General features: G+C 60.0%; 29 protein-coding genes and 1 tRNA gene. 14 read left to right on the top strand and 16 right to left on the bottom strand.

Translation table 11 applies throughout. The annotated features are described in order from the left end of the window. Nucleotides 1-160: 160 nt before the first annotated feature. From hxsA to hxsB, 3 genes are read right to left on the bottom strand one after another with little or no spacing between them, the layout of a single operon-like run. A complete protein-coding gene (gene hxsA, locus GTP27_RS18680) occupies nucleotides 161-886 on the bottom strand; it encodes a His-Xaa-Ser repeat protein HxsA (RefSeq protein ID WP_161040656.1) in 726 nt (241 codons plus the stop codon). After that, nucleotides 883-2010: a His-Xaa-Ser system radical SAM maturase HxsC gene (hxsC, locus tag GTP27_RS18675; RefSeq protein ID WP_161040655.1), complete on the bottom strand. Its 1128-nt coding sequence runs from the start codon at nucleotides 2008-2010 to the stop codon at nucleotides 883-885. Before hxsC ends, hxsA begins: the two co-directional genes overlap by 4 nt. Beyond that, nucleotides 1998-3518 carry a His-Xaa-Ser system radical SAM maturase HxsB gene (gene hxsB / locus GTP27_RS18670; protein WP_229634185.1) on the bottom strand — a complete coding sequence of 507 codons (1521 nt, stop codon included), beginning with the start codon at nucleotides 3516-3518 and terminating at the stop codon, nucleotides 1998-2000. Before hxsB ends, hxsC begins: the two co-directional genes overlap by 13 nt. A gap of 830 nt (nucleotides 3519-4348) precedes the next feature. On the opposite strand from hxsB, the gene GTP27_RS18665 reads away from it, so the two are divergent. Both GTP27_RS18665 and GTP27_RS18660 read left to right on the top strand, forming a co-directional pair. Next, nucleotides 4349-4762 carry a ribbon-helix-helix domain-containing protein gene (locus tag GTP27_RS18665; RefSeq protein ID WP_161040654.1) on the top strand — a complete coding sequence of 138 codons (414 nt, stop codon included), beginning with the start codon at nucleotides 4349-4351 and terminating at the stop codon, nucleotides 4760-4762. A 9-nt stretch (nucleotides 4763-4771) separates the two neighbouring features. Then, entirely contained in the window at nucleotides 4772-5797 is a 1026-nt protein-coding gene (locus GTP27_RS18660) for an extracellular catalytic domain type 1 short-chain-length polyhydroxyalkanoate depolymerase (protein WP_161040653.1), read from the top strand. Here GTP27_RS18660 and GTP27_RS18655 read toward each other — a convergent pair. Genes GTP27_RS18655 through GTP27_RS18645 form a run of 3 tightly spaced genes read right to left on the bottom strand, consistent with a single transcriptional unit; the run spans nucleotide 5794 to nucleotide 6857 of the window. Beyond that, nucleotides 5794-6057, bottom strand: a complete 264-nt coding sequence (locus tag GTP27_RS18655) for a hypothetical protein (protein WP_161040652.1) — start codon at nucleotides 6055-6057, stop codon at nucleotides 5794-5796. The two genes, GTP27_RS18660 and GTP27_RS18655, sit on opposite strands and share 4 nt — an antisense overlap. 2 nt (nucleotides 6058-6059) lie before the next feature. Further along, nucleotides 6060-6269, bottom strand: coding sequence for a zf-HC2 domain-containing protein (locus GTP27_RS18650; protein ID WP_161040651.1), 210 nt, complete (start codon nucleotides 6267-6269; stop codon nucleotides 6060-6062). Nucleotides 6270-6281: 12 nt separating this feature from the next. Continuing rightward, the gene (locus tag GTP27_RS18645; RefSeq protein ID WP_161040650.1) at nucleotides 6282-6857 is read right to left on the bottom strand and encodes a sigma-70 family RNA polymerase sigma factor; all 576 of its coding nucleotides are present in this window, start codon (nucleotides 6855-6857) and stop codon (nucleotides 6282-6284) included. Nucleotides 6858-7001: 144 nt separating this feature from the next. Here GTP27_RS18645 and argB point away from each other — a divergent pair, with 144 nt between their 5' ends. Both argB and GTP27_RS18635 read left to right on the top strand, forming a co-directional pair. Next, a complete protein-coding gene (gene argB, locus GTP27_RS18640) occupies nucleotides 7002-7895 on the top strand; it encodes an acetylglutamate kinase (protein ID WP_161040666.1) in 894 nt (297 codons plus the stop codon). Between the two features lie 51 nt (nucleotides 7896-7946). Continuing rightward, nucleotides 7947-8021: transfer RNA gene (locus GTP27_RS18635), tRNA-Thr, on the top strand. Between the two features lie 69 nt (nucleotides 8022-8090). Here the strand turns inward: GTP27_RS18635 and GTP27_RS18630 are convergent. Beyond that, entirely contained in the window at nucleotides 8091-8996 is a 906-nt protein-coding gene (locus GTP27_RS18630; protein ID WP_229634183.1) for a TraB/GumN family protein, read from the bottom strand. A 39-nt stretch (nucleotides 8997-9035) separates the two neighbouring features. Between GTP27_RS18630 and GTP27_RS18625 the strand changes: the two genes are divergently transcribed. Genes GTP27_RS18625 through pabB form a run of 3 tightly spaced genes read left to right on the top strand, consistent with a single transcriptional unit; the run spans nucleotide 9036 to nucleotide 12289 of the window. Further along, nucleotides 9036-9764: an HAD-IA family hydrolase gene (locus GTP27_RS18625; RefSeq protein ID WP_371865949.1), complete on the top strand. Its 729-nt coding sequence runs from the start codon at nucleotides 9036-9038 to the stop codon at nucleotides 9762-9764. Between the two features lie 49 nt (nucleotides 9765-9813). After that, on the top strand, nucleotides 9814-10392 hold the full coding sequence (gene slmA, locus GTP27_RS18620; RefSeq protein ID WP_161040649.1) for a nucleoid occlusion factor SlmA: 579 nt from the start codon (nucleotides 9814-9816) through the stop codon (nucleotides 10390-10392). A gap of 16 nt (nucleotides 10393-10408) precedes the next feature. After that, nucleotides 10409-12289, top strand: a complete 1881-nt coding sequence (pabB, locus tag GTP27_RS18615; RefSeq protein ID WP_161040648.1) for an aminodeoxychorismate synthase component I — start codon at nucleotides 10409-10411, stop codon at nucleotides 12287-12289. A gap of 13 nt (nucleotides 12290-12302) precedes the next feature. Here pabB and GTP27_RS18610 read toward each other — a convergent pair whose 3' ends face one another. Further along, the gene (locus GTP27_RS18610; protein ID WP_161040647.1) at nucleotides 12303-12662 is read right to left on the bottom strand and encodes a DUF1428 domain-containing protein; all 360 of its coding nucleotides are present in this window, start codon (nucleotides 12660-12662) and stop codon (nucleotides 12303-12305) included. 110 nt (nucleotides 12663-12772) lie between these two features. Then, on the bottom strand, nucleotides 12773-13726 hold the full coding sequence (gene ftrA, locus GTP27_RS18605) for a transcriptional regulator FtrA (RefSeq protein WP_161040646.1): 954 nt from the start codon (nucleotides 13724-13726) through the stop codon (nucleotides 12773-12775). A gap of 95 nt (nucleotides 13727-13821) precedes the next feature. On the opposite strand from ftrA, the gene GTP27_RS18600 reads away from it, so the two are divergent. Continuing rightward, complete coding sequence (locus GTP27_RS18600) at nucleotides 13822-14226, top strand: rhodanese-like domain-containing protein (RefSeq protein WP_161040645.1); 405 nt, start codon at nucleotides 13822-13824, stop codon at nucleotides 14224-14226. Nucleotides 14227-14260: 34 nt separating this feature from the next. Here GTP27_RS18600 and GTP27_RS18595 read toward each other — a convergent pair whose 3' ends face one another. After that, nucleotides 14261-14857: a glutathione peroxidase gene (locus GTP27_RS18595; protein WP_161040644.1), complete on the bottom strand. Its 597-nt coding sequence runs from the start codon at nucleotides 14855-14857 to the stop codon at nucleotides 14261-14263. Between the two features lie 164 nt (nucleotides 14858-15021). Here GTP27_RS18595 and GTP27_RS18590 point away from each other — a divergent pair, with 164 nt between their 5' ends. Continuing rightward, complete coding sequence (locus GTP27_RS18590) at nucleotides 15022-16155, top strand: extracellular catalytic domain type 2 short-chain-length polyhydroxyalkanoate depolymerase (protein ID WP_229634173.1); 1134 nt, start codon at nucleotides 15022-15024, stop codon at nucleotides 16153-16155. Here the strand turns inward: GTP27_RS18590 and GTP27_RS18585 are convergent. From GTP27_RS18585 to GTP27_RS18570, 4 genes are all read right to left on the bottom strand, one after another. Beyond that, nucleotides 16127-17581: an NAD-dependent succinate-semialdehyde dehydrogenase gene (locus tag GTP27_RS18585; RefSeq protein ID WP_161040643.1), complete on the bottom strand. Its 1455-nt coding sequence runs from the start codon at nucleotides 17579-17581 to the stop codon at nucleotides 16127-16129. The genes GTP27_RS18590 and GTP27_RS18585 overlap by 29 nt on opposite strands. 65 nt (nucleotides 17582-17646) lie before the next feature. Further along, a complete protein-coding gene (locus tag GTP27_RS18580; RefSeq protein ID WP_161040642.1) occupies nucleotides 17647-18489 on the bottom strand; it encodes a PPK2 family polyphosphate kinase in 843 nt (280 codons plus the stop codon). Next, the gene (locus tag GTP27_RS18575; protein WP_161040641.1) at nucleotides 18486-20111 is read right to left on the bottom strand and encodes an NAD(P)-binding protein; all 1626 of its coding nucleotides are present in this window, start codon (nucleotides 20109-20111) and stop codon (nucleotides 18486-18488) included. The genes GTP27_RS18580 and GTP27_RS18575 overlap by 4 nt, the downstream gene beginning before the upstream one ends. Then, nucleotides 20111-21622: a polyamine aminopropyltransferase gene (locus GTP27_RS18570; protein WP_161040640.1), complete on the bottom strand. Its 1512-nt coding sequence runs from the start codon at nucleotides 21620-21622 to the stop codon at nucleotides 20111-20113. The genes GTP27_RS18575 and GTP27_RS18570 overlap by 1 nt, the downstream gene beginning before the upstream one ends. A gap of 51 nt (nucleotides 21623-21673) precedes the next feature. Between GTP27_RS18570 and GTP27_RS18565 the strand changes: the two genes are divergently transcribed. Genes GTP27_RS18565 through speD form a run of 5 tightly spaced genes read left to right on the top strand, consistent with a single transcriptional unit; the run spans nucleotide 21674 to nucleotide 25171 of the window. After that, a complete protein-coding gene (locus tag GTP27_RS18565; protein ID WP_161040639.1) occupies nucleotides 21674-22060 on the top strand; it encodes a DUF350 domain-containing protein in 387 nt (128 codons plus the stop codon). A gap of 16 nt (nucleotides 22061-22076) precedes the next feature. After that, complete coding sequence (locus GTP27_RS18560) at nucleotides 22077-23108, top strand: SPFH domain-containing protein (protein ID WP_161040638.1); 1032 nt, start codon at nucleotides 22077-22079, stop codon at nucleotides 23106-23108. A 19-nt stretch (nucleotides 23109-23127) separates the two neighbouring features. Next, the gene (locus tag GTP27_RS18555) at nucleotides 23128-24600 is read left to right on the top strand and encodes a DUF4178 domain-containing protein (RefSeq protein WP_161040637.1); all 1473 of its coding nucleotides are present in this window, start codon (nucleotides 23128-23130) and stop codon (nucleotides 24598-24600) included. Further along, nucleotides 24597-24776, top strand: coding sequence for a hypothetical protein (locus GTP27_RS18550; RefSeq protein WP_161040636.1), 180 nt, complete (start codon nucleotides 24597-24599; stop codon nucleotides 24774-24776). The genes GTP27_RS18555 and GTP27_RS18550 overlap by 4 nt, the downstream gene beginning before the upstream one ends. Beyond that, complete coding sequence (speD, locus tag GTP27_RS18545) at nucleotides 24773-25171, top strand: adenosylmethionine decarboxylase (RefSeq protein WP_161040635.1); 399 nt, start codon at nucleotides 24773-24775, stop codon at nucleotides 25169-25171. The genes GTP27_RS18550 and speD overlap by 4 nt, the downstream gene beginning before the upstream one ends. A 22-nt stretch (nucleotides 25172-25193) precedes the next feature. Here the strand turns inward: speD and GTP27_RS18540 are convergent, their stop codons facing one another. Together GTP27_RS18540 and GTP27_RS18535 are read right to left on the bottom strand one after the other, a co-directional pair. Then, nucleotides 25194-25868 carry a cyclic di-GMP-binding domain-containing protein, MshE-related gene (locus GTP27_RS18540; protein WP_161040634.1) on the bottom strand — a complete coding sequence of 225 codons (675 nt, stop codon included), beginning with the start codon at nucleotides 25866-25868 and terminating at the stop codon, nucleotides 25194-25196. 216 nt (nucleotides 25869-26084) lie between these two features. Beyond that, nucleotides 26085-26507 (bottom strand): F0F1 ATP synthase subunit epsilon, encoded by a 423-nt coding sequence (locus tag GTP27_RS18535; protein ID WP_155435582.1) that lies wholly within the window; start codon nucleotides 26505-26507, stop codon nucleotides 26085-26087. Nucleotides 26508-26536 lie beyond the last annotated feature (29 nt).

The following is a 26536-nucleotide window of genomic DNA, read 5'->3' as shown; positions in this document are numbered from 1 at the left end:
GTCACCCAAAAGACGAGAGTAAACGCGAAAAGTCGGCAGTTTACAAGGGCAGATGCGAAAATTGACCAGCTAAGCCGGTTTCAGCTCGGGCGAGGCTCCGGCTGGACTTGTGTATAAGGGCATGCTGTAAACTAAGCTGAGCGGGCATCGTTGCCGCCGCTTACTTCACCGCAGGAACACCTAGTGCATTTAACGTGTCGTTTGTCATAAGGCTATTTTCAGGAAGTCCTTTGATACTTTGAAACATCCTCAGTGCCTTCTTCGTCTCGTCGTCCATCTTTCCATTGATTTGACTATTAAATAAACCAAGACTATTTAACCTCAACTGAACTCGGAAAATTTGCAGATGAAGTTTTTCAGCCTTCGATAGAGTGACCTCACTTTTTTGTCCCACGCCTTGAGCGGCGCTCTCCAGCCCTCCTGGATTAGAAGTTGGTGTTGAACGCGTATTCGGCGCAGAAGTGCTATTCGACGTCGCCCCTTGATTTGAGCCCTGCGGCGAAAATGTTGATATGCTTTCGCGGCCAGTTTGAATATTGGTGCCGGAGCCAGTTGGCGCCGCTAACGTTGACGGGCTTGGGGCCGGTAATGGGGTCGTTGGCACAGCTGTCACGGGTTGTGGCGCCGTATAGGCTCCTACTGTCCCAGTCGATCCAGAATAATGTGATGCATGAGAGCTATGACTTGAATGAGAGCTATGGCTGGAGTGTGAGCGGTGAGCAGCAAAAAGATTATCGAACTTTCCGTTTAATGGCTGCAGGGTGATTCCCCGAGAGTCGTCATTACCATTTATTGAAGGCCCTAACGCTTGCGCAGCATTCGACTTTCCGGGCAAGAACTGCAATCCTGCTACAAATAATGCCAAGTTCTTTACGAATCGACTCATTCCACACTCCTCTTTATTTTCATTATCCTTGTAGGCATCCAGCCTCTCTCATGCCAAGCGAACAGACCACTGCAAGAACTCTTTAACTCACACCCTTCGCACTCGCCTGCATAGACCTGCTTCCAATCGGAGATGCTACGGCTGGCAATTGGCCACAGCGACTCTGGCAGCGCGCATAGTGGTGCATTCATAATTAAGTGACGGACTCCATACCGCCGCAATATCCGAGATGCCCCCGTTAACTGCGACCACCAATCTTTAAGATCAAGATCGCAGATCTCCTTGTTCGCAAGTGCAAATCCAATCGGCTCGCACGCCATCAATGCGACTTCGTGGACAAATGGCAGATTCCTTCCGATAAACTCACAAAGGTCATCTAGGTGCTCAAGCACAGGTTCGATCAAGACCGCTCGCAACTGAATCTGTTGGCCATATTGTTGAAGGCGCAAAAGACCTTCCAGCGTTTCCTCAAACGCCCCCGGAGATTGCACAACAAAGTCATGAAGCATGTGCGCGTGACCGTACAGGGGAACAAGCCAAGCCACATTCGCTGTCAAGCCATCAAGTATATTTCCTACGACTCTTTGTTCACTAAGTCGCCGTCCATTTGTTAGCAAATCAATTTGCGTCGCGGGATGCCTGCGCTCTATTTCATTAAGTAGATCACGCAAGCGAGCGTTCAAGAGCAATGGTTCGCCTCCTGTGATGCCAATGTTTTGAGGCGAATGTTCAATGTGACGAACAACTTCAATTGCCTCATCTACAAGCCAGCCGTCTTCCTCCTTTGTTGGTGGTTGTGAACACATTAAACAATTGCTGTTGCATCGATTCGTCACGAATAGCGTATGGTGCGTATCCGAACAGCGATAAGAAACGTCGACAATCCCTTTTTCAGGAACAGGAAAGATAATGTCGCCGAGTTCAATTTCCGACGCTTTAATCCAAGCTAGGTTATTAATGCCGCGCGCTGCAAGCTGTTCAATTTGGCTTGCATCAGCCTCGTCACATATTGGAACGATAAAATTAATATCAGGAACCCATCCTGCGATGACCTGATCAATAGTGACCGTTCTATAGGCTCGACGCTGGATTCCTGGGCTCGTTACCGCCGCTATTTTTCGCATACACGCCCACGCATAAATGCAGGCTGCGCCCACGAATGAAAAAGATCTAATTGATCTTCAGAGGCTGTCGAAAGCCGTTCAAACATCCCGTCAAATAGCCTCAAATGCCTAGCACAATGCTCCGTGGATCTGACTGGCGCGAACATACTCCCGTGCTGGGCTTGAGCATCGACCGGATTCGGTCCGCAATAGGCATGGTAGGCACACGTCTGGCATCCATCGACGCTATCAGGTTCACTCGCTTTTCGTAGCTGCGTAACGACATGCACGTCCTTATCAGCAGGTCCCCGAATCGCTCTCATTCTCAGACTTTGATCACCAGTTTCGGCCAGCATCCGCGCCTCGTCACTAGGATAGATATAGCCGTCATAGTTATAAACCAGCACGCCTACCCCAGCTCCGGTAGGGCTTTGCAAATCCACAAAGCCAGCATCGAAAGTTGAAAGAAGCTTGTTGACGATAATAGCTGCATACACCTCTCGAATTTCGACACCGCGCGCATTCCACCACAACACACGTTCCAACGCAGTGTCGTAAAACGCCATGAAGTCATCGATCGAGTATCCCAATTTTGCTTGATTACGCTTGGCGAATCCGTAGCTACTCAAAGGGCGGATGAATATTTCACGGAATCCAAGGCGTACATACTCATCCACAATTTCATGCGGGTATTGGAGAGACAATCGAGTAGTCGTCATCAGCGCCGATACGCTGTCTGCACTTATTAATCTTCTAGCGAGATCAATGCTCGACCAAGTTCGTTCATACGAATCCTTTTCCCTGATTGGCCTATTTTTGTTGTGTAGCCAGGCTGGGCCATCAATGCTCGTTGAAAGATAGACGTTGTGTGCTTTAAAAAACACACACATATCGGAGGTCAATTGATGAAGTGTCGACGCTATAACAAACCTTATGGCACGCTGTTCAACGGCGTTGCGTTGTTGGATCCGTAATATCGCCCTCTCTACCAAATCGAACCGAAGCAGTGGGTCACCTCCCTGGAATTCGACAGTAAGTGTGCGAGACGGTGAATCAAAAATTAAGTCGCAAGCAGCATCCAAGTCTTCGGTGCTCATCGTGTGGCCGACACTTTCCAGAGACCGGCTGACCTGACAATACTGGCATGAATGAGCACACTGGAGCGTTGGTACGATAATGTGTAGCGTCGTTCCACTCTGTACGGTAGCGCGTTTTGCGCCGAGCCGCGCTTTCTTAAGTAGAACCGTACCATTCCCCTGATGGGGCGATTCTATTAAAAATTTCGACAGCAGCCGGGCCGTGAGATCAATAGGAAGTTCTGCATGCTGGGCTTCCAGCATTGCCAACGTCTGCTCATTTAGAAACTCCCAGTCGCCAGTCGTCGAGATTCCGACGTACTTCAAAGGAGCGAAACGACGAGCGCGCATTTTGCCAATCAGCAAATCATCAGAGTCATGGCTGAACTGGGTCTGCCGCTTCTGCCCAATTGATTTATTGGTCGCTACAAAGCAGATCGATTGGGTATGCATACTTTAGTTTTCAAGTTCTTGCTGCCAGACTTTCCGAAAGGCAATTTAAGAAATTACGCAACAATTGCACATTGTGCGAACTAAGTCTCGCTTAGTTACGGCTAATGCAGAAATCGCGCAACGGACTGCCGCAAATAAGATAATTCTTACATGCTATCGAAAACTAAGTACAACATTCTCACGGAATATCACAAGCGTATGTAAAAGTACGCATATTAATGAGCAATGATCAGTTTCACCCTTCATTGCTTCCCCATAGAAATAGCCACTAAGGACCTATTATCTGCTCCTAGCCAGCCCCATCAGGATTTCTTCCTTAGCTTAGCAATTCAAGTGCGCTCAAATTCCCCCCCTCAAACCAATCGTGCCATGAAACCGAACTGAGCCGAAAATCCCACTAATCCGTATTCCTATGTACCAAAGATAATAAAAGTACCGGCTACAGTATAGCTTTGCTTGAATATCTTTGCGCTATCGACACTCTTAATAGACAGACTGGCATTCTCGTGCTATCCAAATTTCACAGAAATACTTCCACTTAGGATTAGGACTTTTACAGCCTTTTTTTGACAAAGCATCAGAAAAACGTAACACAACGATTTGAATATTAAATTCCACCCTCGCACCACAATTACGACGCAACATAGCCACTCTTAATTCTATTGATGGAGTAGTAATTCTTTGAAACACAAATTTTTCCCATAGTCTGCGGCTAGGCAAAAACCTTCAAGTACAAACAGGCTGTAACCGTACTCATGCACGTTAGTGCTTGCTATGCAGCGTTTCAGTCCTATACTACCATCCACATAGATGGTGATTGGATGGGAATCATGGCCAGACAGGAACTCAAGGAGCGCACCGCCGAGGCGGAAAAGATCACCATCAATCTCGGCCCCATCGATCTGGGCCAGATCGATTTGCTGGTGCAGGAAGGCTTTTACGCCAATCGCAGCGACCTGATCCGCACAGCTATCCGCAACCAGCTGGGCCTGCATGCCGACGTGGTGAAACAGACGGTAGCACGCAAAAGTCTGGTGCTCGGTATGCAGCATTACTCGCGCGCCGATCTGGAAGCATTGCAGGCCGCCGGTGAGCGCCTGCACATCCATGTACTGGGTCTGGCCAGCATCGCCAGCGACGTGTCAGTCGAACTGGCGCTGGCCACCATCGAATCAATCTTCGTACTGGGTTCGCTACATGCGAGCGCAGTCCTCAAAACGGCGCTGGCCCCGCGCATACGCTAAAGGGACATCATGAAACTACCTCTGTTTTCGCAACTGCGTTCAAGCGCGCTGAAACTTTTCGACCGTAACACCCGCCAGACGGTGGAGCAGGCAGTGGAACAGGCCATGGACACGCTGCGCCAGCACCAGAGCAGCCTGCCCGTGATCGATCTGAATTCGCTGCTGCAACCGGCACCGGTAGCCAAGGTGCCGCGCGATGCCCATTTCATCGAAGGCAGCTACAGCAACCACGCAGGCAGCCGCCAGTACAAGCTGTATGTGCCAGCCTGCTACCACGGCCAGCCCATGCCGCTGCTGGTGATGCTGCACGGCTGCACCCAGGACCCCGACGATTTTGCCGCCGGCACCCAGATGAACCAGCTGGCCGAAGAAAACCAGTATTTCGTGCTGTATCCGGCGCAAAGCCCGGCCGCCAATCAGGCCAAATGCTGGAACTGGTTCAATGCCATCGACCAGCAGCGCGGCCAGGGCGAACCCTCCATCATCGCCGGCATGACGGCGCAGGTCATGGCAGAGTATCCCGTCGTCAAAGAACAGGTCTATGTGGCAGGGTTGTCCGCAGGCGGCGCCATGGCGGTGATCGTCGGCACCCTGTATCCGGAGCTGTTTGCCGCTGTGGGCGTGCATTCCGGCCTGCCTTACGGCTCGGCACAGGATCTGCCTTCGGCGCTGTCGGCCATGAAGCGCGGCGCCAGCAGCATGGCCGTGGCTTCCGCACCGGCCAGTCAGCCCATCATTGTGTTCCACGGCGACAGCGATACCACCGTTAATCCCCGCAATGGCGAACAGGTGATGGCGCAGCGCCTGCTGCCCCAGCATGGCCAGGCCGAAATCCGCAGCGGCGATGTGCCCAACGGCCACCGCTACACGCGCACCACCCACACGGGCGCAAATGGCAAACCGCTGGGCGAGCACTGGCTGGTGCATGGCGCGGGCCATGCGTGGTTTGGCGGCAGTGCCAACGGTAGTTACACGGATGCGCGCGGCCCCAACGCCAGCCGCGAGATGCTGCGCTTCTTCCGTACCGTGCGCTAGCGCTTGAGTTCCGTAGCGGCGCTGCCGCCAGCGTGGGCGCGCTGCTGGGCCGCGATCTCGGCGCGCAGGCAGTCGGGACACCAGCAGCCGGAGGCACCGGCTACCGGCACCGGCAGCAGCATGGGCAGTTCGGTACACCAGCACGGCGCTTCTGCCACGGCGGAACTGCCGCTCTGCGCGGAAGCAGCATCGATGGCAGGCGCTGCGCCATCCGCCATCGCGCAATGGAACTGGGCGCCGCAGCGGGTGCACTGGCTCATGGCTATTTTCCGTGCTCGTCGGGGAAGCGGCGCATGGCCGTGCGCAGCAGCGACATCTGGCCGTTGAAACGGGTGCAGCCATCGCACACCATCAGGTGCAGGCGCAAACGGGTGCGCTCCACGAACGACAGTTCGCGATCCATGCCCTCCGATACCAGCCGGTGCGCTTCGCGGCAGGTCGGTTTCAATCCGGTTTTGTCAGGATGCGTCATATTCGGCTCGATTCATTGAGGGCTGCGCTGGCCGAACCAGTTCAGGTCCAGGCATTCGCGCAGGCGCAAGCGCGCGCGATACAGCAGCACCCAGGCATTAGACGAAGTAATCGCCAGTTCCTTACAGATTTCTTCCGTCTCCAGTTCCAGCCATTCGCGCATCATGAACACGCGCGCCGTCTGGGACGGCAGCTTTTCCAGACACAGCTCCAGCGTGCGGAAGAAGTCCTTCTGCTCCAGCGCCGTATCTGGGTCGCCCCACGACTGCGGCGGCGCCACCGTGTGGCCGTTGGCCGTGAACAGCGCATCGATCAGCTCATCATCGCCCTGCCCCTCGTCGGTATCGAACTGGCGCTCGCGGGTGGAGGCACGCAGGCAATCGATGATCTTGAACTTGAGGATGCCCGTCACATAGGTGCGCAGCGTGGATGCGCCGCTAAAACGCTCGGGCTTTTCCAGCACGGCGATCAGGGCGTCCTGCACGGCATCCTCGGCCAGCGCCTGATTCCTAATTTGCAATTGTGCAAATCGGACAAGCTGGGGACGCATCTGTTCCAGTTGGCGGTGCAAGGTGTCAGGTGGGCTCATATGGCGGCCAGCGTAGCGGAGGATCTAAGAAAATACAACCAGATAGCCCTATAATGCGTGGTCTACGGCCGCTACAGGCTGTAAAATTGCACAAAAATTTTTTCCGGACTCGCCATGACCCAACTGACCAACCTGAACTTAGGCATGAATGATGACCTGACTGCGGTTTCGCCGCAGATCAAGGCGCAGATTCTGGCTGAGGCCCTGCCCTACATCCGCAATTTCCATGGCAAGACCATCGTCATCAAATACGGTGGCAATGCCATGACGGACGAGCGCCTGAAACACGGCTTCGCGCGCGATGTGATTCTGCTCAAGCTGGTGGGTATGAATCCGGTGGTGGTGCACGGCGGCGGTCCGCAGATCGACAACGCGCTGAAAAAAATCGGCAAGCAGGGCACCTTCGTGCAGGGCATGCGTATCACCGACGAAGAAACCATGGAAGTGGTGGAGTGGGTGCTGGGCGGCGAAGTGCAGCAGGATATCGTGATGCTGATCAATCACTACGGCGGTCAGGCCGTGGGTCTGACGGGTAAAGACGGTGGTCTGATCCGCGCACGCAAAATGGCGATGCCAGACCGCGACAACCCGGGCGAGTTCCTCGACATCGGCTTTGTGGGCGAAATCGACGCCATCAACCCGGCCGTGGTAAAAGCCCTGCAGGACGATGCCTTCATTCCTATCATCTCGCCTATCGGCTTCGGTCAGGATGGTCAGGCTTACAACATCAATGCCGACGTCGTCGCTGGCAAGATCGCCGAAATCCTGAAAGCTGAAAAGCTGATCATGATGACCAACATCGCCGGCGTGCAGGATAAACAGGGCAATCTGGTCACCGACCTGTCCGCCCGGGAGATCGACGAAATGTTCGCCGACGGTACGATTTCGGGCGGTATGCTGCCTAAAATTTCGTCAGCACTGGACGCTGCCAAGTCTGGCGTGAACACGGTTCACATCATTGATGGCCGGATTGAGCACTCTTTATTGCTGGAAGTCTTGACCGAACAGGCTTTTGGCACTATGATCCGGTCTCACTAAAAATTTGGCGGTGCTGTTAAGCCACAGTTTTAGCGTACCGCCACATTCAATGCCCTTGTAGCTCAGTGGTAGAGCACTCCCTTGGTAAGGGAGAGGCCACGTGTTCAATCCACGTCAAGGGCACCATTCTGCTGTACCCTCCCCCGCTCTAGAATTGTCATCAGACTGCCCTGTCAGGCTTTGTGACGCCCTGCGCTAGTACAGCCGTTCTACCTTCAGGCCGCGCTGACGCAGCAGTTCCGGCACGCTGTAGCGTCCCACCAGATGCAGAATGCCGATTGCGGCCACCGCTTTATCGGACTGCTCCATCAGCCGCTGCATGCCATCGGCCAGCGCGGGATTACGCCCTTCCAGCAGCACCTTCTGCACAAAACGTCCCGAATAGCTGTCGTCCTGCTCGGCCTTGCTGGCCAGTTCGTCCAGCGCCGCTGCATCGGCGTGGCGCCACGCATCGCCGATAGCGCGTGCCTGACTGGCCTGTTCGCGCGATTCGATACCGGCGATAGCCTCCTGCAAAAACACCAGCTGCTGCGCCCCGCCCATGCCGTCGAACAGCGCCATCTGGCTTTCCGCCGATTCCAGCTCCACCACTTTCTGGCCACGCTTGTGCGCCTGCTGCGACAGGTAGGCATCCACCGCCAGCGCCGTGCTGTAGCCCTGATTGGAAAACTCGGAAATCGTCAGCACGCTGGCCAGTAGCCACGGCTTCATGGCGGCCACGCTGCCAGCCTCGATGTGATATTCGCGCAGCAGGCGCTCCAGCCGCAAACGCCACGATGCTGGTAGCAATGGCGCAGCGCCGCCTCTGGCCTGCATGCCATAGCGCTGCACCACGCGGGCCAGCGCCTGCTGGTCACCCAGCGGATCGATCTCCAGCGCCAGCACCGGTGCCTGCTCCAGCAGTTGCGCCAGCTGCGGCTCTAATGGATAAAAATCGGCGGCGCCAACGTGGATGGTGCCGAACAGGTAAAGTGTATGGCCCTGCTGCTCGATCCTGAACAGTGCGCCATGCCGGCTACCGGTGTTTTCGCCGTATGCGGCAAGGGGCGAGAGCAGCAGCGCGAGCAAACTGCAGAACATCACTATAATCTGACGCAGCATGACACCCTTTTTTCAGCAAATCCGAAATGAATACTTGAAGTGAGCATTATTACCCGCAAAGACACGGTGTGGCTATTCGATCTCGATAACACCCTGCACAACGCCTCGCACGCCATCTTCCCCGCAATTATGGGGCGGATGAACGACTACATCGCCCGCGTGCTGGGCGACGGCACCACGCCCGCCACGCCGGAGCAGGTGGAAGCGGCCCGCACCGGCTACTGGCGCCGCTACGGCGTAACCATGCTGGGACTGGTCAAGCACCACAACGTGGACGCCGCGCATTTCCTGCACGAGACCCACAATCTGGAGCAGCTGCACAGCATGATCCGCGCCGAAACAGGCCTGCGCCAGCTGCTGCGCCGCCTGCCCGGCCGCAAAATCCTGCTAACCAATGCGCCGCACCGCTATTCCACCAGGGTGGTGCGCCATCTGGGCCTGCAGCGCCAGTTCAGCCACCACGTGGCGGTGGAAGCCATGACGGTACACGGCAAAATGCGCCCCAAGCCATCGCGCCTGCTGCTGCGTAGCCTGCTGCGGCGCCACCAGCTGCGCCCCGGCCGCTGCGTGCTGGTGGAGGACACGCTGGCCAATCTGCGCACGGCGCACCAGCTGGGCATCCGCACGGCATGGGTCACCCAGTACCTGACGCAGGAAGACTGGGCCGGCATGGCGCACCAGCAAAAACGCTTAATTCGCCCCGCTTATGTCGATGTCAAAGTAAAATCTGTCCGACAGCTGCCGGCCCGCCTGCACCATTTGCGCTAACACCCCGCTAGCAGCCCACCCGATTCGACCATCACCACTGCGAGATCACATGGCAAGCACACCGCCGGGCCAACGCCGCATGCAGATACTGCAAGCACTGGCCGAAATGCTGGAACAGCCCAAGGGCGACCGGATTACCACCGCTGCGCTGGCGCGCAAGCTGGAGTTTTCCGAGGCGGCGCTGTACCGCCATTTCGCCAGCAAGGCGCAAATGTTCGAGGGTCTGATCGAATTTATCGAAGCGACCGTGTTCGGCCTGATTAACCGCATCACCGAACAACAGAGCGACGGCCTGCTGCAAGCGCGTGATATGGTGGGCATGCTGCTGAATTTTTCAGCACAGAACCCCGGCATGACACGCGTGCTGACGGGTGAAGCGCTGGTCAACGAGGACGAACGGCTGCAACTGCGCATGAACCAGTTCTACGACCGCGTGGAGCTGGCGCTGAAACAGGCCCTGCGCATCGCCGCCAGCGAAGGCCATGCGCGCGAGGCCGATGTGCCGGCGCGCGCCAGCATGCTGGTGAGTTTCGTGATCGGACGCTGGCACCGTTATGCCAAGAGCGGCTTCAAGAATAACCCCACCCAGGACGCGCCGCTGCAAATTGCCTTGCTGCTGACTTCCTGAACATGGATGTAGAAGCATGGAAGTAGAAGTCTTTGCGCTGCTGGACGACGCCAGCCCGCACACCCCTCCCGCCGGCGCAGGTGCGCCGCACCGCTCGCGCCTGTACACCGGCCATCTGGCCACCCTGCACTGCCAGCACATCAGCCAGTGGCCGCAGCTGCTGGAACAGATGCAGACGGCGCTCACTCAAGGCGCCTATGCCGTCACCGTCTGCCATTACGAACTGGGCGAACAATTGCTGCAACTGGACGGCATCAATGCGGCGCCTACAGCGGGACTGGCGCAGATACTGCTGTTCTCGCGCTGCGACCTGCTCGACAGCGAAGCAGTCGGCGCATGGCTGGCGGCGCGCAGCAGCGCGCCGGACAGTGCAGGCAACACGATTGCAGCGCAGCCACTGCCGCACAACGCCGGCATTGCCAACATCCGCCCGAATATCGACCAGCCGGCCTTCAGCACCGCGCTGGCACGCATCCACGACTACATCGCGGCGGGCGATACCTATCAGGTCAACTACACCTACCGCCTGCGTTTCGACGCCTACGGCAGCATCTACGCGCTGTACGCGCGCCTGCGCGAGCGCCAGCCCGTGCCTTTTGGCGCGCTGCTGCAACTGGACGATGGCAGTGCCATCCTGTCGCTCTCGCCGGAACTGTTTGTACGCCATCAGCATGGCGTGCTGACGGCGCGTCCGATGAAAGGCACTGCTCCCGCCTGCGACGACGAGGCCGAAAACCGGCGCCGCGCACAGGCACTGGCAGCGGACGCCAAAAACCGCGCAGAAAACCTGATGATCGTCGACCTGCTGCGCAATGACGTGGCGCGCATTGCCACTACCGGCAGCGTGCAGGTACCTGCCCTGTTCGACGTGCAGCGCTATAGCAGCGTGCTGCAAATGACGTCCACCATTACGGCGCAACTGCGTGACGACGCCACGCTGGCCGACATCTTTGCCGCGCTCTACCCTTGCGGTTCGATTACCGGTGCGCCCAAGCGCCGCACCATGGAAATCATCCGCGAGCTGGAGCCCGACCCGCGCGGCATCTACACAGGCGCCATCGGCTGGTTCGATCCGCGCAGCGATGGCAAGGTGGGCGACTTCTGCATGTCGGTTCCCATCCGTACGCTGGCTTTGCAGGCGCCCGATGCTGCTCTCGGCATCCGGCGCGGTGAAATGGGCGTGGGCGCAGGCATCGTGTTCGACAGCGACGCGGCCGGGGAATATGCCGAATGCCAGCTCAAAGCCCGCTTCCTTACCGGCCTGCAAAGCCAGTTCGAAATTTTTGAAACGCTGCAGGCCAGCCATGCAGGCGCTCGGCATCAGGCGCGCCATCTGGCACGGCTGGCCGCTTCGGCGCAGTACTTCGGCTATCCGTGCGATGCCGATGCTGCCGCGGCAGCCATCGCGCAAGCTTGCGCCAGCATGGCGCCGCACCACACCTACCGCCTGCGGCTGGCACTGTCTGCCAGTGGCGAGTTGACCGTCCAGCAGGCCGCTATCACGCCGCTGGCCACGCCCGTCAAACTGCTGCTGGCGGCGGATGCCACCAGCGCCAGCGACCTGTTCCTGCGCCACAAAACCAGCATCCGCACGCGCTACGACGCGGCGTGGCGTGGCGCCGAAGCACAAGGTGGCTTCGACACGCTGTTCTTTAACGAACGGGGCGAACTGACGGAGGGCGGCCGCAGCAATGTGCTGGTGCAGCTGGACGGACGCTGGTACACCCCGCCACTATCGTCGGGACTGCTGCCGGGCGTAATGCGCGCCGTGCTGCTCGATGATCCGCAATGGCAGATCGAGGAAGCCGTCATCACCCGCGCCATGCTGGAGAAGGCGCAGGCCATCATGGTCTGCAATGCCTTGCGCGGCGTAATACCTGCCGTGCTGGCCGGCTAGCCTCCCTGCCTCACTACAGATCGATCATCATTTCGAAGCCGCCGTAGATCATGCGCTTGCCGTCGAAAGGCAGATTTTTCGGGTCCATGAAGTGCGCCATGCGGGGATCGTTCATGGCCTTGTCGTTGATGGCGTCGCGCTCGGCGCGCGAAGCATAGACTATCCACGAGAACACCACGGCTTCGCCGTCGCGCAGATCTACGCTGAGAGGAAAGGAAGTCACCTTGCCCGGCGGAACATCGTCGCCCACACATTCGCGGAACTCCAGCGCACCGTATTCTTTCCAGATTGCGCCGCACTGGCGCGACATATCGAGATAGGCCTCAAGGTTTTCCTTGGGCAGAGGAATCACAAATCCATCAACATAAGCCATGCTGTTCTCCTTTTCCGTCCAGAGTTCCAGAGTAGCCAGTTAGGCGGAGAATCACAAGCGCCGCACGATACCGGCCAGCAGCGCTGCTCTGCCCGCAGACAGGCAGCGCGCTAGGCCGTAGCAAAGCGCTTGCGGTAGGCACCGGGCGAGGTCGCAAGCAGACGGCGGAAATGATGGCGCAAGGACTCTTCCGAGGCAAAGCCCGTGCGCTCGGCAATCTGCGCCAGCGGCACATCGGGCACTTCCAGCATGTCCTTCACCAGCGCCACACGTTCGCGGATCAGCCATTCCAGCGGCCCCATGCCGGTGGCCTGCTGGAACTGGCGCTGCAAGGTACGCGGACTCATGGCCGCCTGTTCGGCCATGCTGGCCACCGTATGCGGCTGGGCCGGATGGCTGCGCAGCCAGTCCATCAGGCGCGACAGCCGCCCTGCTTCGCTACTGGCCATGGGACGGGGCAGAAACTGCGCCTGCCCGCCTTCGCGATGGGGCGCCACTACCAGCCGCTGCGCGACCTGATTGCCTACCCTGGCGCCGTAATCGCGCCGCACCAAATGCAGCAGCATATCGAGCCCCGCCGCCGAACCGGCGGCCGTAATCAGCTGGCCGTTATCCACATACAGATCATCGGGCTGCACCTGTATCTGCGGATAGCGCTGCGCCAGCTTTGCGGCATAACGCCAGTGGGTAGTGGCGGGCAGACCATCGAGCAGCCCCGCCGCCGCCAGCACGAACACACCGGAGCAGATCGAGCACAGACGCGCGCCGCGCTGGTGCGCAGCCCTGAGCTGTTCCAGCAAGGCGGCTGGCGGCACTTCGTCGGCATCGCGCCAGCCCGGAATCACGATGGTATCGGCCTGCGCCAGCAGTTCCGGCTGATACGGCGCCTGCACCATGATGCCGCCTGCCGCACGGATAGCCCCCGGCTCGATGGCACAGACGGCAAAGTCGTACCAGTCCACCTCCAATTCGGGGCGTTCCAGTGCGAACAGTTCCACCGTGCAGCCGAATTCGAAGGTGCACAGACGGTCATAGGCCAAAGCCACTACCAGATGCTTTTTCATGGCGCAATCTTAACGTAGATTGGCTGATGCGCCACTAGTTTGCGCGACTGGCCAGCGCCACAATCACCACATCAACCACCGTTCAAGGAGATCGCATGTCCTCAGCCTCGCGTGTCAGCGCCATTCCCGCCGCCAGCAGCAGCGCCGCCCTCAGCTATTTCGAAGACCAGTTCCGCTACGAAACGGATTGCTGGGACGTGCACGACGCCCTCAGCAACGGCCCGCACGATTTTGTGCTGCTCGATGTACGCGGTACGGAAAAATATCAGGCCGGCCATGTGGCGGGCGCGCTCGATCTGGCCCATGGCAAGATCATCGCCGCGAAACTGGCGCACTACCCGCAAGACACGCTATTCGTGGTGTATTGCGCGGGTCCCCACTGCAATGGCGCTGCGCGCGCCGCCGTACGGCTGGCGCAACTGGGTCGGCCCGTCAAAGTGATGCCAGGCGGAATCACCGGCTGGCTCGATGAAGGATTTACGCTGGTCACCGGCGCCTGAACTTGCTCAAGCAGCGCCGGTCACCAGCGGCGGCTTACATGGCCAGCGCTTTTTCTACTGCGCTCACCAGCTGCTTGTCGGTCGGCGTGACTTTGCTGCCGAAGCTTTCCACCACGTTGCCCTTACGGTCGATCAGGTATTTGTGGAAGTTCCAGGCCGGAGTCTTGCCCGTCGCCTTGATCAGGTTGACGTACAGCGGATTAGGCTCCTTGCCCGACACGATGGACTTGGCAAACATGGGGAACTTCACGCCATAGGTGTTGAAGCAGAAATCGGCAATTTCCTTGCTGCTGCCCGGCTCCTGCTGGCCGAAATCGTTGGACGGGAAGCCCAGCACCACCAGTCCCTTGCCGCTGTATTTGGCATACATGGCTTCCAGCCCCTCGTACTGGCTGGTGAAACCGCAGTAGCTGGCCGTGTTCACCACCAGCACTACCTTGCCGGCGTACTGGCACAGATCCTGTGGCGCGTCATCCTGCAGGCGCTTGAAGGTCTGCTTCAGGATGGCAGGGCAGCTGCCTGCGGGCGCACTGGCTGCGGGCACGGCAGCGGACGTCTGCGCCGATGCCGAAGCACTGAGCAGCATGGTCAGGGAAGAAACCAGGCACAACTGAGCAAAGGTCTTGGACATGATGGTTCGCCGAAAAAGGTAAAAAAATGATTCTATTCCAAAAGCCAACACTTCGCTGGAGCGCAACTTTTTTCCCTTACTCGCGCCGCCACACGATTGAGACAGATTAAATTCGCGCATCCACCAGATTCCAAACTGGCTAGCAGTAGCGCGAAGGAATAGCGATGAAATGGCGACAAACAAGGCAGACACGGCAGTTCAGACCACAGGGATACGGTCTTGCCCTGCTACGCGAGCTGGTCTGTCTGCTCTGGCTGCTGGCGGCCGGCAGCGTGGCGGCTCAGGTGCAAGTGCAGCTGCTACCGCCCATGGCGGCCGGACAGGTCAGCGTTTCGGGCCTGTCTTCGGGCGGCTTCATGGCCGTGCAGTTCGAAGTGGCCTACTCCGCCACGGTGCAGGGAGCGGGCATCATCGCCGGCGGGCCGTATTTCTGCGCGCAGGGCAGCGCTTATACCGCTACTACCCGCTGCAGCTGCACCAGCAGCCTGTTTGCCTGCCGCGTCCATCCGGGCGGCACCAATATCGCCGACCTGATCGTGCTCACTGACTGGTTTGCCGCCGAGGGCGCCATCGACCCGCCCGAACGGCTGGCCAGCCACAAGGTCTGGATGCTGTCGGGCAGTGTGGACAGCATCGTGCCGCAACCCGTGATGACCGACCTGTACAACTACTACCGGCACTATATGGCGGCCAGCCAGATCGTCTACCGCCGCATGCTGCCCGCCGAGCACGCCCTGCCCACCGACCTGTATGGCAACCCTTGCGCCCATCTGGGCAGCCCCTACATCAACAACTGCACCTACGATGCCGCAGGGCAACTGCTGCAATGGATCTACGGCCCGCTGCTCCCGCGCAACAGCGGGCCGCCTGCAGGGCGCGTGCTGGCCTTCGTGCAGGGCGAATTCCTGCCCTTCCCCACGCTGCACGGCATGGCGACAGTGGGCTATCTGTATCTGCCGAAAAGCTGCGAAGACAGCGCCGGCGCGGGCTGCCGGCTGCACGTGGCCTTCCACGGCTGCCTGCAGGATACCGACAGCATAGGCAGCACCTTCATCGAGCACGCTGGCTATAACGCCTGGGCCGACAGCAACCGCCTGATGATCCTGTACCCGCAGGCGTCCGCCATCGCGTCCAATCCGGAAGCATGCTGGGACTGGTTTGCCTACGACGATGCACGCTACGCGCTCAAGTCCGGCCACCAGATGGCGGCCGTCAAACGCATGGTGGACAAGCTCACAGGGGTGCAGCCGGCCAGTACCCTGAGCCCGTCTAGATGCCGCCCAGACAGATGTATTTGATGACGAGGTAGTCATCGAGGCCGTAGTGCGAACCTTCGCGCCCCAGACCGGATTGCTTGACGCCGCCAAACGGTGCAATCTCGTTGGAAATCAGTCCCGTATTCACACCCACCATGCCGCTTTCCAGCCCCTCGGCCACGCGCCAGATGCGGCCGATATCGCGCGAATAGAAGTAGCTGGCCAGCCCGAACTCCGTAGCGTTGGCCAGCGCCAGCGCTTCCTCGTCCGTATGGAAGCGGAACAGTGGCGCCAGCGGACCGAAAGTTTCGTCCGTCGCCACCAGCATGGTGTTATCCACATCGGCAATCACGGTAGGCTCGAAGAAGCCATGACCGAGCGCATGGCGCTGGCCGCCCAGCAGCACGCGGCCACCTTTGGCAACGGCGTCCGCCACATGCTGTTCCACCTTCTGCACGGCTTTCTCGTTGATCAGCGGGCCTTGCGTCACACCGTCCTCGGCACCGTTGCCCACCTTGAGCTTGCGCGCTGCTGCCACCAGCTTTTCGGCAAACCGCTCATACACGCCATCCTGCACGTAGATGCGGTTGGCGCACACGCAGGTCTGGCCCGCGTTGCGGTATTTGGACGCCAGCGCCCCCTCCACGGCCGCATCGAGGTCGGCATCGTCGAACACGATGAAGGGTGCATTGCCGCCCAGTTCCAGCGACAGCTTCTTGATGGTGGGTGCGCTCTGCGCCATCAGCAGTCGGCCCACAGCAGTGGAGCCGGTAAAGGTCAGCTTGCGCACGATAGGGCTGGCCGTCAGTTCGCCGCCGATGGCTGCCGGGTCGCCCGTCACCACGCTGAACACGCCAGCCGGCACACCGGCCCGCTCAGCCAGTTCGGCCAGCGCCAGCGCGCAAAACGGCGTTGCTTCCGCCGGTTTCAGCACCATGGTGCAGCCCGCCGCCAGCGCCGGCCCCACTTTGCGGGTAATCATCGCAATCGGAAAGTTCCACGGCGTGATGGCAGCGCACACGCCGATCGGCTCCTTGGTCACCAGCAGGCGCCGGTCCGGCCATGGCGACGCCAGCGTTTCACCGGCGATGCGCTTGGCTTCCTCGCCAAACCATTCGATGAAGGACGCGCCATACGCCACTTCGCCCCGCGCTTCGGCCAGCGGCTTGCCCTGCTCGGCCGTCATCAGCTGCGCGAGGTCTTCGGCATGGGCCAGTATCAGGTCATTCCAGCGGCGCAGGATGGCCGCTCGTTCTTTGGCGGTTTTCTTGCGCCATGCCGGCCACGCGGCATGGGCGGCAGCGATGGCGGCACGGGTTTCGGCAGCGCCCATCAGCGGCACGCTGCCCAGTTTTTCGCCGGTAGCGGGATTGTGCACGGCCAGCGTGGCGCCGTTATCGGCGTCGCACCACGCGCCGTTCACATAGGCCTGCTGACGCAGCAGACTGGGGTCTTTGAGTTGCAGCATGAGGTAGCTCCTTCCATCCTTAAGCGGGCAAAGGATTACTATGCCACAGACTGCGGCGCGCTGTTTTACTCCACCGTGAAGGAGGACAGGTCAGGATGGGGCGCCGGATAATGCAGGTCCATGTGCTCCAGCGTTTCCAGCAGCAGGCTGGCGATCACCAGATTGCGGTGAGTCTTGGAGTTGGCAGGCACCACGTACCACGGCGCATGGGGCAGATTGGTTGCGCGGATCGCGTCCTCGTAAGCGCGCTGGTAGGCCGTCCATTTCTTGCGCTGCTCGATATCGGCCGGATTGAATTTCCACTGCTTGTCCGGATCGTCCAGCCGCTCCTGCAGGCGCTGGCGCTGTTCTTCCTTCGAGATGTGCAGAAACACTTTCACGATCACCGTCCCCGTCTCGGCCAGCATGCGCTCGAAATCGCGGATCTGGGCGTAGCGGCGCTGGCATTCGTCCATGGTTATCATGCCCTGCACGCGGGTGATCAGCACATCTTCGTAATGGCTGCGGTTGAAAATGGCGATCTCGCCTTTCACCGGCACCTGCTGGTGCACGCGCCACAGGTAGTCGTGCGCCAGCTCGTTATCGGTGGGTGCCTTGAAGGCCACGGCACGCACGCCCATGGGATTGACGCGGCTGAACATGGCGCGCACCGTGCCGTCCTTGCCGGCGGTGTCCATCCCCTGCAGCACCAGCAGCACCTTCTTGTTGTGCTGCGCATACAGCTTGTCCTGCAAGGCCGAAATATGGTCTATCAGTTCGCCCGTGCGCTTGATATCAAGCGCCTTGGCTTTGGCCTTGGACAGCTCGGGATTGGCCGTGCGGCTGGAAAAGTCCGCCTTGCCTGCGTCAGCTTCACGCAGTTTCAGACGGGACGAGGCGCGAAAGCGCTGGCGGGCATTATGAGTCATGCGGCTAGCATACCACTGGCGGCGAGCTGCGCGGCACGGCAGCCCCACCACGCCGCTTCCTCGAACACGGAGAAGCCCGACAGATCGGCGTGGGCAAACAGGATGCGGCCCTCGTGCTCGCGCAGCGCGCGCACGCCGGCATTGCTGCGGAAATGCGGCAAAGGCGCGGCCATGGCATGGCCGCGCAAGGTGATATCGACCCGCTCCACGCAGGAGGCCAGCTCGCTGCCATAGGCCGTGCGCAGATCGGCGCTGGCCAGCGCCAGCAGTTCTTCCGGCGTGGCTGCCAGCAGCCATTTGCGCGCGCTGACCGGGTCGCGGTCAGATAGCGCCACATAGGCGCTGAACACAGTCTTTTCCGGTGGCCGCACGCGGATATCCTGATGGGTAGACACCACGTAACCGAGGCCCGGTTCGCTGTACACCACGTTATCCCAGCACAGCGGCTGGTCCGGCAGCTCGTGCGGGAAGCGCTTGAGCAGGAAGTTCGCCACCATCCATGGCGCATAGGACGGACTATGTCTGGCCGGATCGAAGCCGTAGGCGGCGATATTCTCCACCACGCGCGCCGCTACATGCAGCGGCATAGCGCAGATCGCTTTGCGCGCCCGCACCAGATAGCTGTGCGGCTGGCCATCCTTGAGGGTAAAGCACAGCGCTTCGATGCCACTGGCGGTTTCCTTCAGCGACACCACGGTTCCGCTGCGGCGCTGTATGCCGGCAGCGCGTTCCAGTCCGCTGGCCAGCGGCTGCAAGCCGGCGGGCCAGGTCAGCCAGGCGCCATTGCCGGCGTTGGCGGCCTGTCCCCAGCGGCTGCAGTAGTAATGCAGCCCCGCCCATGCCGACACCTGATCGTAGCGGGTGCCGTAGTCGTCGCGGCAGCAATAGTTGAGATACCAGTGCAAGGTAGGCGCTGTGTAGCCATTCTGCGTCAGCCAGTCTTTCAGCGTGATCCGGTCCAGTGCTTCCCACTGCGGGTCTTGCGACGACAGCACGGTGGGAAACACGAACACGCGCCGGCCATCGCTGCCGCGGGTCTGGCGCAGCCGCGCCACTTCGGCAAAAAAGCGCGCGTGCTGTTCGCGCTCCCATTGCGGTACGCCTTCGGTGGGAATAAAGCCGTCCTGCCAGTGGCCGTCTTTCAGCAGCCGCTCTTCCGGCGCATGCAGGATAAAGCGCTCGTCGTAAGTCGGCTGTTCGGCATAGGCATCCTTCTCGATGATGCCCAGATCGGCCAGTATCTCGCGCACATGCACGGATTCGGGCGATGGCAGCGGCAGATAGTGGGCGCCGGTAGGATAGGCATATACGCCGAAGGCACCGCCGGCCGCATTACCATATGGTTGCGGACCGTCGATCATCAGCATCTCGCGCACGCCCAGTTTATTCAGCTTCCACGCCGCCGTCAGCCCGGCCACGCCGGAGCCGAGTATCGCCACTCCCGTCTCGATCACTTCGGACGGTGGCGGCAAGGCGCGGCGGTCACGCAGATAGTGGCCTTCGTCACGCCCGGGGTAATGCACAGTGGGCGTGACTTCGCGCCAGCGCAGAAAACCGGCCACGCTGCCCGCTGCCAGCGCCCCCGAGGCACCGGCCCACAACAAAAACGAGCGGCGCAGCATCAGCGGATCACCCTGCGCCAGTCCTGCTCGAATTCATGTACCAGCGACTGGGTGTTCAGACGGTTGGGCGCCATCGGCAAACGCTGCATATCGGGCGGGAAGGTGAACATTTCGCGCGTGGTGTCGGCGTTCAGATAACGCATAGGCAGGCGATAACTGGTTGGCGCCTTGTAGTCGGCCTGCGGCGTGGCGAGGATGAAGCCCCATTCGCCGAACGATGGTACATAAGCATGATAGGGATAGGTTTTCAGGCCCACTTCGCGCAGCGTGGCATCGATGGTCCAGTAGGCATGGGGGGCAAAGAACGGTGAAGTCGATTGCACCACCATCAGGCCATTAGCCGCCAGATGCTTCTTCACCATGCCGTAGAACGGCACGGAATACAGCTTGCCCAGCGCGAAGCTGGACGGATCGGGGAAATCGACAATCACGGCATCGAACATATCGTCGTGCTGTTCCAGCCAGATGGCGGCATCGGCGTTAATCACCCGCACGCGCGGGTCGCTGAACGAGCCGTGATTGAGCTTGACCAGTTCTTCGCGCTTGCTGAAAGCGCCCGTCATGGCCGGATCGAGATCGACCAGCGTGACATGCTCGATCTGTGGATAACGCAGGATTTCGCGCAGCGCGAGGCCATCGCCGCCGCCCAGCACCAGCACCCGTTTGGCCCACGGCAGCGGCTGCAGCACAGGGTGCACCAGCGCTTCGTGGTAGCGGTATTCGTCACGCGAGGAAAACTGCAGATTGCCGTTGATGTACAGGCGCAGATCATCTTTCCAGTGGGTGATCACCAGCCGCTGATACGGCGTGGTGGTGGCAAACACGATTTCATCGCCGAACAGGCCATGCTCGCCCCAGTAGGTCAGCTTGTCGGCAAAGGCAAAGCCGAACACCAGCACGCATAGCACGCTGGCGGCGCGCAGCATGCGCCCCGCCACGTTCTGCAGCTCTGTGCGGAACACGGTAATTGTCCACAGGGCCACGCCCACATTGAGCATGCCGAACAGGAAACCGGTGCGCACCAGCCCCAGATACGGCGCCAGCACCAGCGGGAACAGCAGCGAAACAGCCAGCGCCCCCAGATAATCGAAGGTCAGTACACGGCTTACCAGTTCGTTGAATGCCGTCTGGCGTGCATTCAGCGCGCGCATCACCAGCGGCACTTCCATGCCGACAAACGCCCCGACCAGAAACACCATCACATACAGCAGCGTACGGAACGGCGCGGCCATCCACGAAAAGGTCAGAAACAGCAGCGCCGCCGACAGCCCACCCACCAGCCCCACGGCCAGTTCGATATCGACAAAGCGGGCCAGCACATCTTCATCGCGCACATATTTGGACAGATGGGCCCCCACGCCCATAGCAAACAGATAGCAACCGATGATGGTGGAGAACTGCAGTATCGAATCGCCCAGCAGGTAGCTCGACAGCGCACCGGCAATCAGCTCATAGGCCAGACCGCAGGAAGCCACCACAAAAACGGACAGGATCAGAATCTTTTTGTTCATTCGTCGATTTTGCACTATTATCAAGTCAACCACTTTAACTGAAGGTGTGCCGTGCCCGCCATCCTAAATTATCTGATCCACCTGTTACTGGCCGCCGTGCTGCTGGCGGTGTTCTTCAAAGCCTACACTTCCTGGACCCCGTTTGACGAAGTGCTGCTGATCCGGCAAGGGAATATGGCGGCTGCGCTGTCGCTGGGCGGCGCGCTGATCGGCTTTTCCATCACCATCGGTTCGGCGCTCGTGCATACCGCCGACTACCGCGAATTCGTCATGTGGGCGGCGGGCGCCATGGTGGTACAGATGCTGGCCTATGCCGTCACCACCTGGCTGCTGAACATGGCCAAAGACCAGATCGAGGGCAACAACGCAGCTTTTGGCGGCCTGCTGGGCGCCATCTCCATTTCCATCGGCGTCATCAACGGCGCCTGCATTTCCTAACAACGCGAGGACCATTATGGGCATCGGTAGCTTTATCAAGAAGCAGTTTATCGACGTAATTCAGTGGAATGAAACCAGCGATGGCGTACTGGCCTGGCGCTTCCCCATGCAGGATCAGGAAATCCAGAACGGTGGCGTGCTGATCGTGCGCGAATCGCAGATGGCCGTCTTCGTCAACGAAGGCCAGATCGCCGACGTGTTCGGCCCCGGCACCCACAAGCTAAGCACCCAGACCCTGCCCCTGCTGACCAACCTGATGAACTGGGACAAACTGTTCGAGTCCCCGTTCAAATCGGATGTGTACTTCTTCAGCACGCGCGTGCAGACGGCGCGCAAATGGGGTACGCCGCAACCGATCACCATCCGCGACAAGGATTTCGACATGGTGCGCGTGCGCGCCTTCGGCATGTATTCCTACCGCGTGACGGACCCGCGCCTGTTTTTCAAGGAGATCAGCGGTACGCGCGAGCTGTACACCCGCGACGAGGTGGAAGAACAGCTGCGCGGCATCCTGATGGCCAGCATGGCCGGTTCGCTGGGCAGCTCGCAAGTGCCCTTCCTCGACATGGCTGCCAACCAGACGCTGATGGCGCAGCAGATCAAGGGCGATCTGGGCACGGCCTTTGGCCGTTACGGCATCGGCCTTGACGAATTCAACGTAGCCAGTGTCAGCCTGCCGGAAGAACTGCAATCGGCGCTAGACGAGCGGATTTCGGCCGGCATGAAGGGCGGCCTGAGCGCCGACAAGATGACGGGCTACACGCGCTACCAGACTGCCAACGCCATTCCGCTGGCAGCCCAGAACGAAGGCGGCGTGGCCGGCCTCGGCATAGGCCTGGGGGCCGGTGTCTCGCTCGGTCAGGTCATGGGTCAGGCGCTGGGCGGCGCCATCGCTCCGGCTGTGGCACCGGCTGCTGCACCAGCGCCAGCCGAAGACAGCATCGAAGCGCGGCTGGAAAAACTCAAAGGCCTGCTCGACAAAGGCCTGATTTCGGCGGCCGACTACGACAGCAGCAAAGCCGAACTGCTGAAAAAACTCATAGGCTAAGCGGGGCGCACAGAACTACATGCAAACCGTTTCCTGTCCTAGCTGCGGCGCGGAAGTCCACTTCCGCTCGCATGCGTCGGTCATGGCTGTCTGCGAATACTGCAGCACCAGCGTACTGAAAGATGCCGATGCCGTGCGCGATCTCGGCAAGATGTCGTCCGTGCTGGAGGACTACACGCGCATCCAGATCGGCACCAGCGGCGTGCTGGGGCAGCGCCCGTTCACAGTAGTGGGCCGGCTGCAGCTGCGCTACGACGCGGGGCTGTGGAACGAGTGGTATCTGCTGTTCGACGACGGCGCCACCTCATGGCTGGGCGACTCCTCCGGCCTGTACACCATCACCGCTGAATACCGCGGCACGGCGGCCCTGCCCCCGTTCGACGCGCTGCATCCGGGCTACACCTACGATCTCAATGGCGCACCCTATACAGCCGCCGAAATCCGCATGGCCGACTGCGTGGGCGGACAGGGCGAACTGCCGTTCAAGGTGGGCGACGGCTATCAAGCCCGCGTGGCGGACTTCCGCCGCGGCAGCGAATTCATCACGCTCGATTACTCGGATGGGCCGCAGCCGGTGGTCTACACGGGGCTGGCCGTGACGCTGGAAAGCCTGCAGTGCCAGCTGCTGCGCGAAGACGACGCAATCCAGCGCGCGGCCGGACGCTATCGCGGCAAGCTCAGTGCACTCGACTGCCCATCCTGCGGCACGCAGATCAAATACCTGCCCGGCGTGACCACCACGCTGGTATGCCAGTCCTGCCATAGCCAGATCGATGCCGCTAGCCCGAAAGCGGCCGTGCTGGCAGCTGGCGAGCGGCTGGCCAGCGTGCCCATGAGCATAGAACTGGGCGCCACGGCCAGCATCGACAATCAGGAATTCACCATCATCGGCATGATGCGCCGCGCCGACGACGAAGGCACGCAGTGGAATGAGTATCTGCTGTACGGCACCCGCGCCGGCTTCTCGTGGCTGGTCGAAACGGATGAAGGCTGGTCCGGCGCCAATGTGCTGTCCGAATGGCCGCTCAGCTACCAGCCCGGCGCACCCGGCGTGGTAGTGGAACGCACCCAGTACAGCAAACTGTATGACTATGGCTCGGTGGTCACTTTTGCTGCCGGTGCGTTCAACTGGCGCGTGGCCGTGGGCGACCGTACGCAAGTTTCGGAATACAGCGCCGGGCAGCTGCGGCTGGCCAGCGAAACGACGGCGCAGGAAATGACGTGGTCACGTTCTGCGCCCGTCGCCGCCGACCAGCTGGCGGCATGGTTCGGCAGCCAGTTCAAGGGCCCGCGCAGAACGGCTACTGTGGCGGGCAGCGGACGCAATCCGCGCTACCACCGCAATCTTGCCCAGCGCATCATCTGGGTGATGCTGGCGTTGAATGCCATCCCCCTGCTGATCAATTTTTCCGCTACATGGTTCCTCAGCCTGATAGGCGCAGCGGCCATCTACCTGCCTGCGTGGTTCCTCGATAACGGAGAGCAGACATGAGCAAGTATCTGCTTTACGCCATCGTGGTGGCGTTTGTCACTTCGGCCAGCAGCTGGGTCAGTTTCGGTAGCGGCAGCAGTTCCGGCAACGCCTATCGCGGCAGTACCTGGAGTTCGCATACAGGCGGCGGTGGCGGCAGTTACGGCGGCGGTTCCGGCGGAGGCGGCCACAAATGAAACGCGTAGACCTGCCCGAACTGGCAGCAAACGCCATCCATCATCCAGCCGGCCAGCATCTGCTGGCCGATCTGAGCGGCGTCGAGCCGCAGCGCCTGAGCGACTGCGCCACGCTGGAGCTGCTGCTGCGGCAGGCCGCGCTGGCAGCCGGTGCACATGTACTGTTCAGCCACTTCCATGGTTTTGGTACGGGGCTGGGAGTGACGGGCGTGGTGCTGCTGGCGGAATCCCACATCACCATCCACACATGGCCTGAAAACGGCTACGCCGCAGCCGACATTTTCATGTGCGGTGCGGCGCAGCCGGAACTGGCGCTGGCGGTAATCGAGCAGGCGCTGGCACCAGCCAGCCGCCAGATTCGCAGCATTGCACGCCACGCCCGACAGCCCGGCTAGTAAGGTTTTCTAGCGATGCCGCTCAGTGACGCGCGCCGAGGGACACTACGGTACTACTGAGATCTATGCCGCGCACTTCCACGCTGCCGAAGCTGCCGCCGCTATTGCCGCGCACATGCACATTGTTAAAGCTGAGCGAACCGATAGAAGTGGGCAGCTGCAGCGTCAGCGAACCATCGGCCTGCACGGCTGCACTGGCATTGCGCGCATCGTAGACCACGTTCCTGGCGCTGGCATCGGCTTCCAGAAAACCCAGCACAGGATTAACCAGCTTGGCCATATCGCCGATCACGGCCACGCCGTTCACGCTGGCCGGCTGGCTGATCTGCGCCACCAGATCGGCGCTCAGGCCTTGCGCCGCGCTGCCGCGCATTTCGCTTTCGCTCAGCTGCTGCATGGCGGCTGCGGGCGGATTGGCCGGTACTTGCGGCGCGACTGGAGCAGCTAACGCCGTCAGCGGCGACAGCAAGGCCACAGCAATGGCAGCGGCAGCACGCATGTTGTACTGGCTATGCAGCAGTTCATCGAGATGCTGATGGGTGAGGATATCCCATTCAGTAAAAATTTCACCGAGGCGGCGCCCGGTTTCCTCCTGATGGGCGATCGCCCGGTCCAGCTGTTCCTGTGTAATCAGCCCCCGCTTGACCAGCAACTGGCCAAACCTCGAGCGATGATGAAATTCGTGCAGCCATGCCATGCTTGTTCTCCGCTTTAAACCAGCGAATAAGATAGCATTAAATTAAGGCCAGACCAGCCATCCCGAGTGGAGGCATTCATCTAGAAAACTGCGCTGGTGTCAGATCAGGGGCGCAGGCAGTTTTTGATTTTTCGCAGAATCTGCAACGATGCCCAATCTGTTCACGCATAAAAAAAGGCAGCCGAGGCTGCCTTTTTGCTGTGCTGCTTGCGTTGCTTAGTGCTTGGCGCGCAGTTTGGCGATAGCGGCCAGTTGGCCGATCGCTGCTGCCAGTTCCGCCTGCGCTTTCGCGTAGTCGATGCCGGCAGTGTTGTTCGCCAGCGATTCTTCGGCACGTTTCTTGGCCGCTGCCGCTTTAGCTTCGTCCAGATCCTTGCCGCGAATCGCGGTATCCGCCAGCACCGTCACGGCGTTCGGCTGCACTTCCAGCAGACCGCCGGCGACGAAGACGAACTCTTCTTCAGCCTGGCCTGGGATCTGGATGCGCACTGCGCCCGGACGGATGCGGGTGATCAGCGGCGTGTGCTTAGGATAAATCCCCAGCTCGCCCTGTTCGCCCGGCAACGCGACGAATTCGGCTTCGCCCGAGTAGATCAACTCCTCGGCGGAAACCACGTCCACGTGTATAGTGTTTGCCATGTCTATCCTGTCGGTTGTGATGCGGTTCC

The organism is Duganella qianjiadongensis (assembly GCF_009857915.1).
GTDB classification, from domain to species: domain Bacteria; phylum Pseudomonadota; class Gammaproteobacteria; order Burkholderiales; family Burkholderiaceae_D; genus Rugamonas; species Rugamonas qianjiadongensis.
This window is presented reverse-complemented; position numbering and strand designations above follow the sequence as displayed.

Coding starts and splice junctions, on each gene's coding strand:
- GTP27_RS18590 (WP_229634173.1), top strand. CDS start 15,022: ATGAAATGGCGACAAACAAGGCAGACACGGCAGTTCAGACCACAGGGA.
- hxsC (WP_161040655.1), bottom strand. CDS start 2,010: ATGCGAAAAATAGCGGCGGTAACGAGCCCAGGAATCCAGCGTCGAGCC.
- GTP27_RS18535 (WP_155435582.1), bottom strand. CDS start 26,507: ATGGCAAACACTATACACGTGGACGTGGTTTCCGCCGAGGAGTTGATC.
- GTP27_RS18660 (WP_161040653.1), top strand. CDS start 4,772: ATGAAACTACCTCTGTTTTCGCAACTGCGTTCAAGCGCGCTGAAACTT.
- speD (WP_161040635.1), top strand. CDS start 24,773: ATGAAACGCGTAGACCTGCCCGAACTGGCAGCAAACGCCATCCATCAT.
- GTP27_RS18600 (WP_161040645.1), top strand. CDS start 13,822: ATGTCCTCAGCCTCGCGTGTCAGCGCCATTCCCGCCGCCAGCAGCAGC.
- GTP27_RS18550 (WP_161040636.1), top strand. CDS start 24,597: ATGAGCAAGTATCTGCTTTACGCCATCGTGGTGGCGTTTGTCACTTCG.
- GTP27_RS18650 (WP_161040651.1), bottom strand. CDS start 6,269: ATGACGCATCCTGACAAAACCGGATTGAAACCGACCTGCCGCGAAGCG.
- GTP27_RS18575 (WP_161040641.1), bottom strand. CDS start 20,111: ATGCTGCGCCGCTCGTTTTTGTTGTGGGCCGGTGCCTCGGGGGCGCTG.
- GTP27_RS18570 (WP_161040640.1), bottom strand. CDS start 21,622: ATGAACAAAAAGATTCTGATCCTGTCCGTTTTTGTGGTGGCTTCCTGC.
- argB (WP_161040666.1), top strand. CDS start 7,002: ATGAATGATGACCTGACTGCGGTTTCGCCGCAGATCAAGGCGCAGATT.
- hxsB (WP_229634185.1), bottom strand. CDS start 3,518: ATGCATACCCAATCGATCTGCTTTGTAGCGACCAATAAATCAATTGGG.
- GTP27_RS18610 (WP_161040647.1), bottom strand. CDS start 12,662: ATGGCTTATGTTGATGGATTTGTGATTCCTCTGCCCAAGGAAAACCTT.
- GTP27_RS18645 (WP_161040650.1), bottom strand. CDS start 6,857: ATGAGCCCACCTGACACCTTGCACCGCCAACTGGAACAGATGCGTCCC.
- pabB (WP_161040648.1), top strand. CDS start 10,409: ATGGAAGTAGAAGTCTTTGCGCTGCTGGACGACGCCAGCCCGCACACC.
- hxsA (WP_161040656.1), bottom strand. CDS start 886: ATGAGTCGATTCGTAAAGAACTTGGCATTATTTGTAGCAGGATTGCAG.
- GTP27_RS18595 (WP_161040644.1), bottom strand. CDS start 14,857: ATGTCCAAGACCTTTGCTCAGTTGTGCCTGGTTTCTTCCCTGACCATG.
- ftrA (WP_161040646.1), bottom strand. CDS start 13,726: ATGAAAAAGCATCTGGTAGTGGCTTTGGCCTATGACCGTCTGTGCACC.
- GTP27_RS18540 (WP_161040634.1), bottom strand. CDS start 25,868: ATGGCATGGCTGCACGAATTTCATCATCGCTCGAGGTTTGGCCAGTTG.
- GTP27_RS18580 (WP_161040642.1), bottom strand. CDS start 18,489: ATGACTCATAATGCCCGCCAGCGCTTTCGCGCCTCGTCCCGTCTGAAA.
- GTP27_RS18585 (WP_161040643.1), bottom strand. CDS start 17,581: ATGCTGCAACTCAAAGACCCCAGTCTGCTGCGTCAGCAGGCCTATGTG.
- GTP27_RS18665 (WP_161040654.1), top strand. CDS start 4,349: ATGGCCAGACAGGAACTCAAGGAGCGCACCGCCGAGGCGGAAAAGATC.
- GTP27_RS18555 (WP_161040637.1), top strand. CDS start 23,128: ATGCAAACCGTTTCCTGTCCTAGCTGCGGCGCGGAAGTCCACTTCCGC.
- GTP27_RS18655 (WP_161040652.1), bottom strand. CDS start 6,057: ATGAGCCAGTGCACCCGCTGCGGCGCCCAGTTCCATTGCGCGATGGCG.
- GTP27_RS18560 (WP_161040638.1), top strand. CDS start 22,077: ATGGGCATCGGTAGCTTTATCAAGAAGCAGTTTATCGACGTAATTCAG.
- slmA (WP_161040649.1), top strand. CDS start 9,814: ATGGCAAGCACACCGCCGGGCCAACGCCGCATGCAGATACTGCAAGCA.
- GTP27_RS18630 (WP_229634183.1), bottom strand. CDS start 8,996: ATGCTGCGTCAGATTATAGTGATGTTCTGCAGTTTGCTCGCGCTGCTG.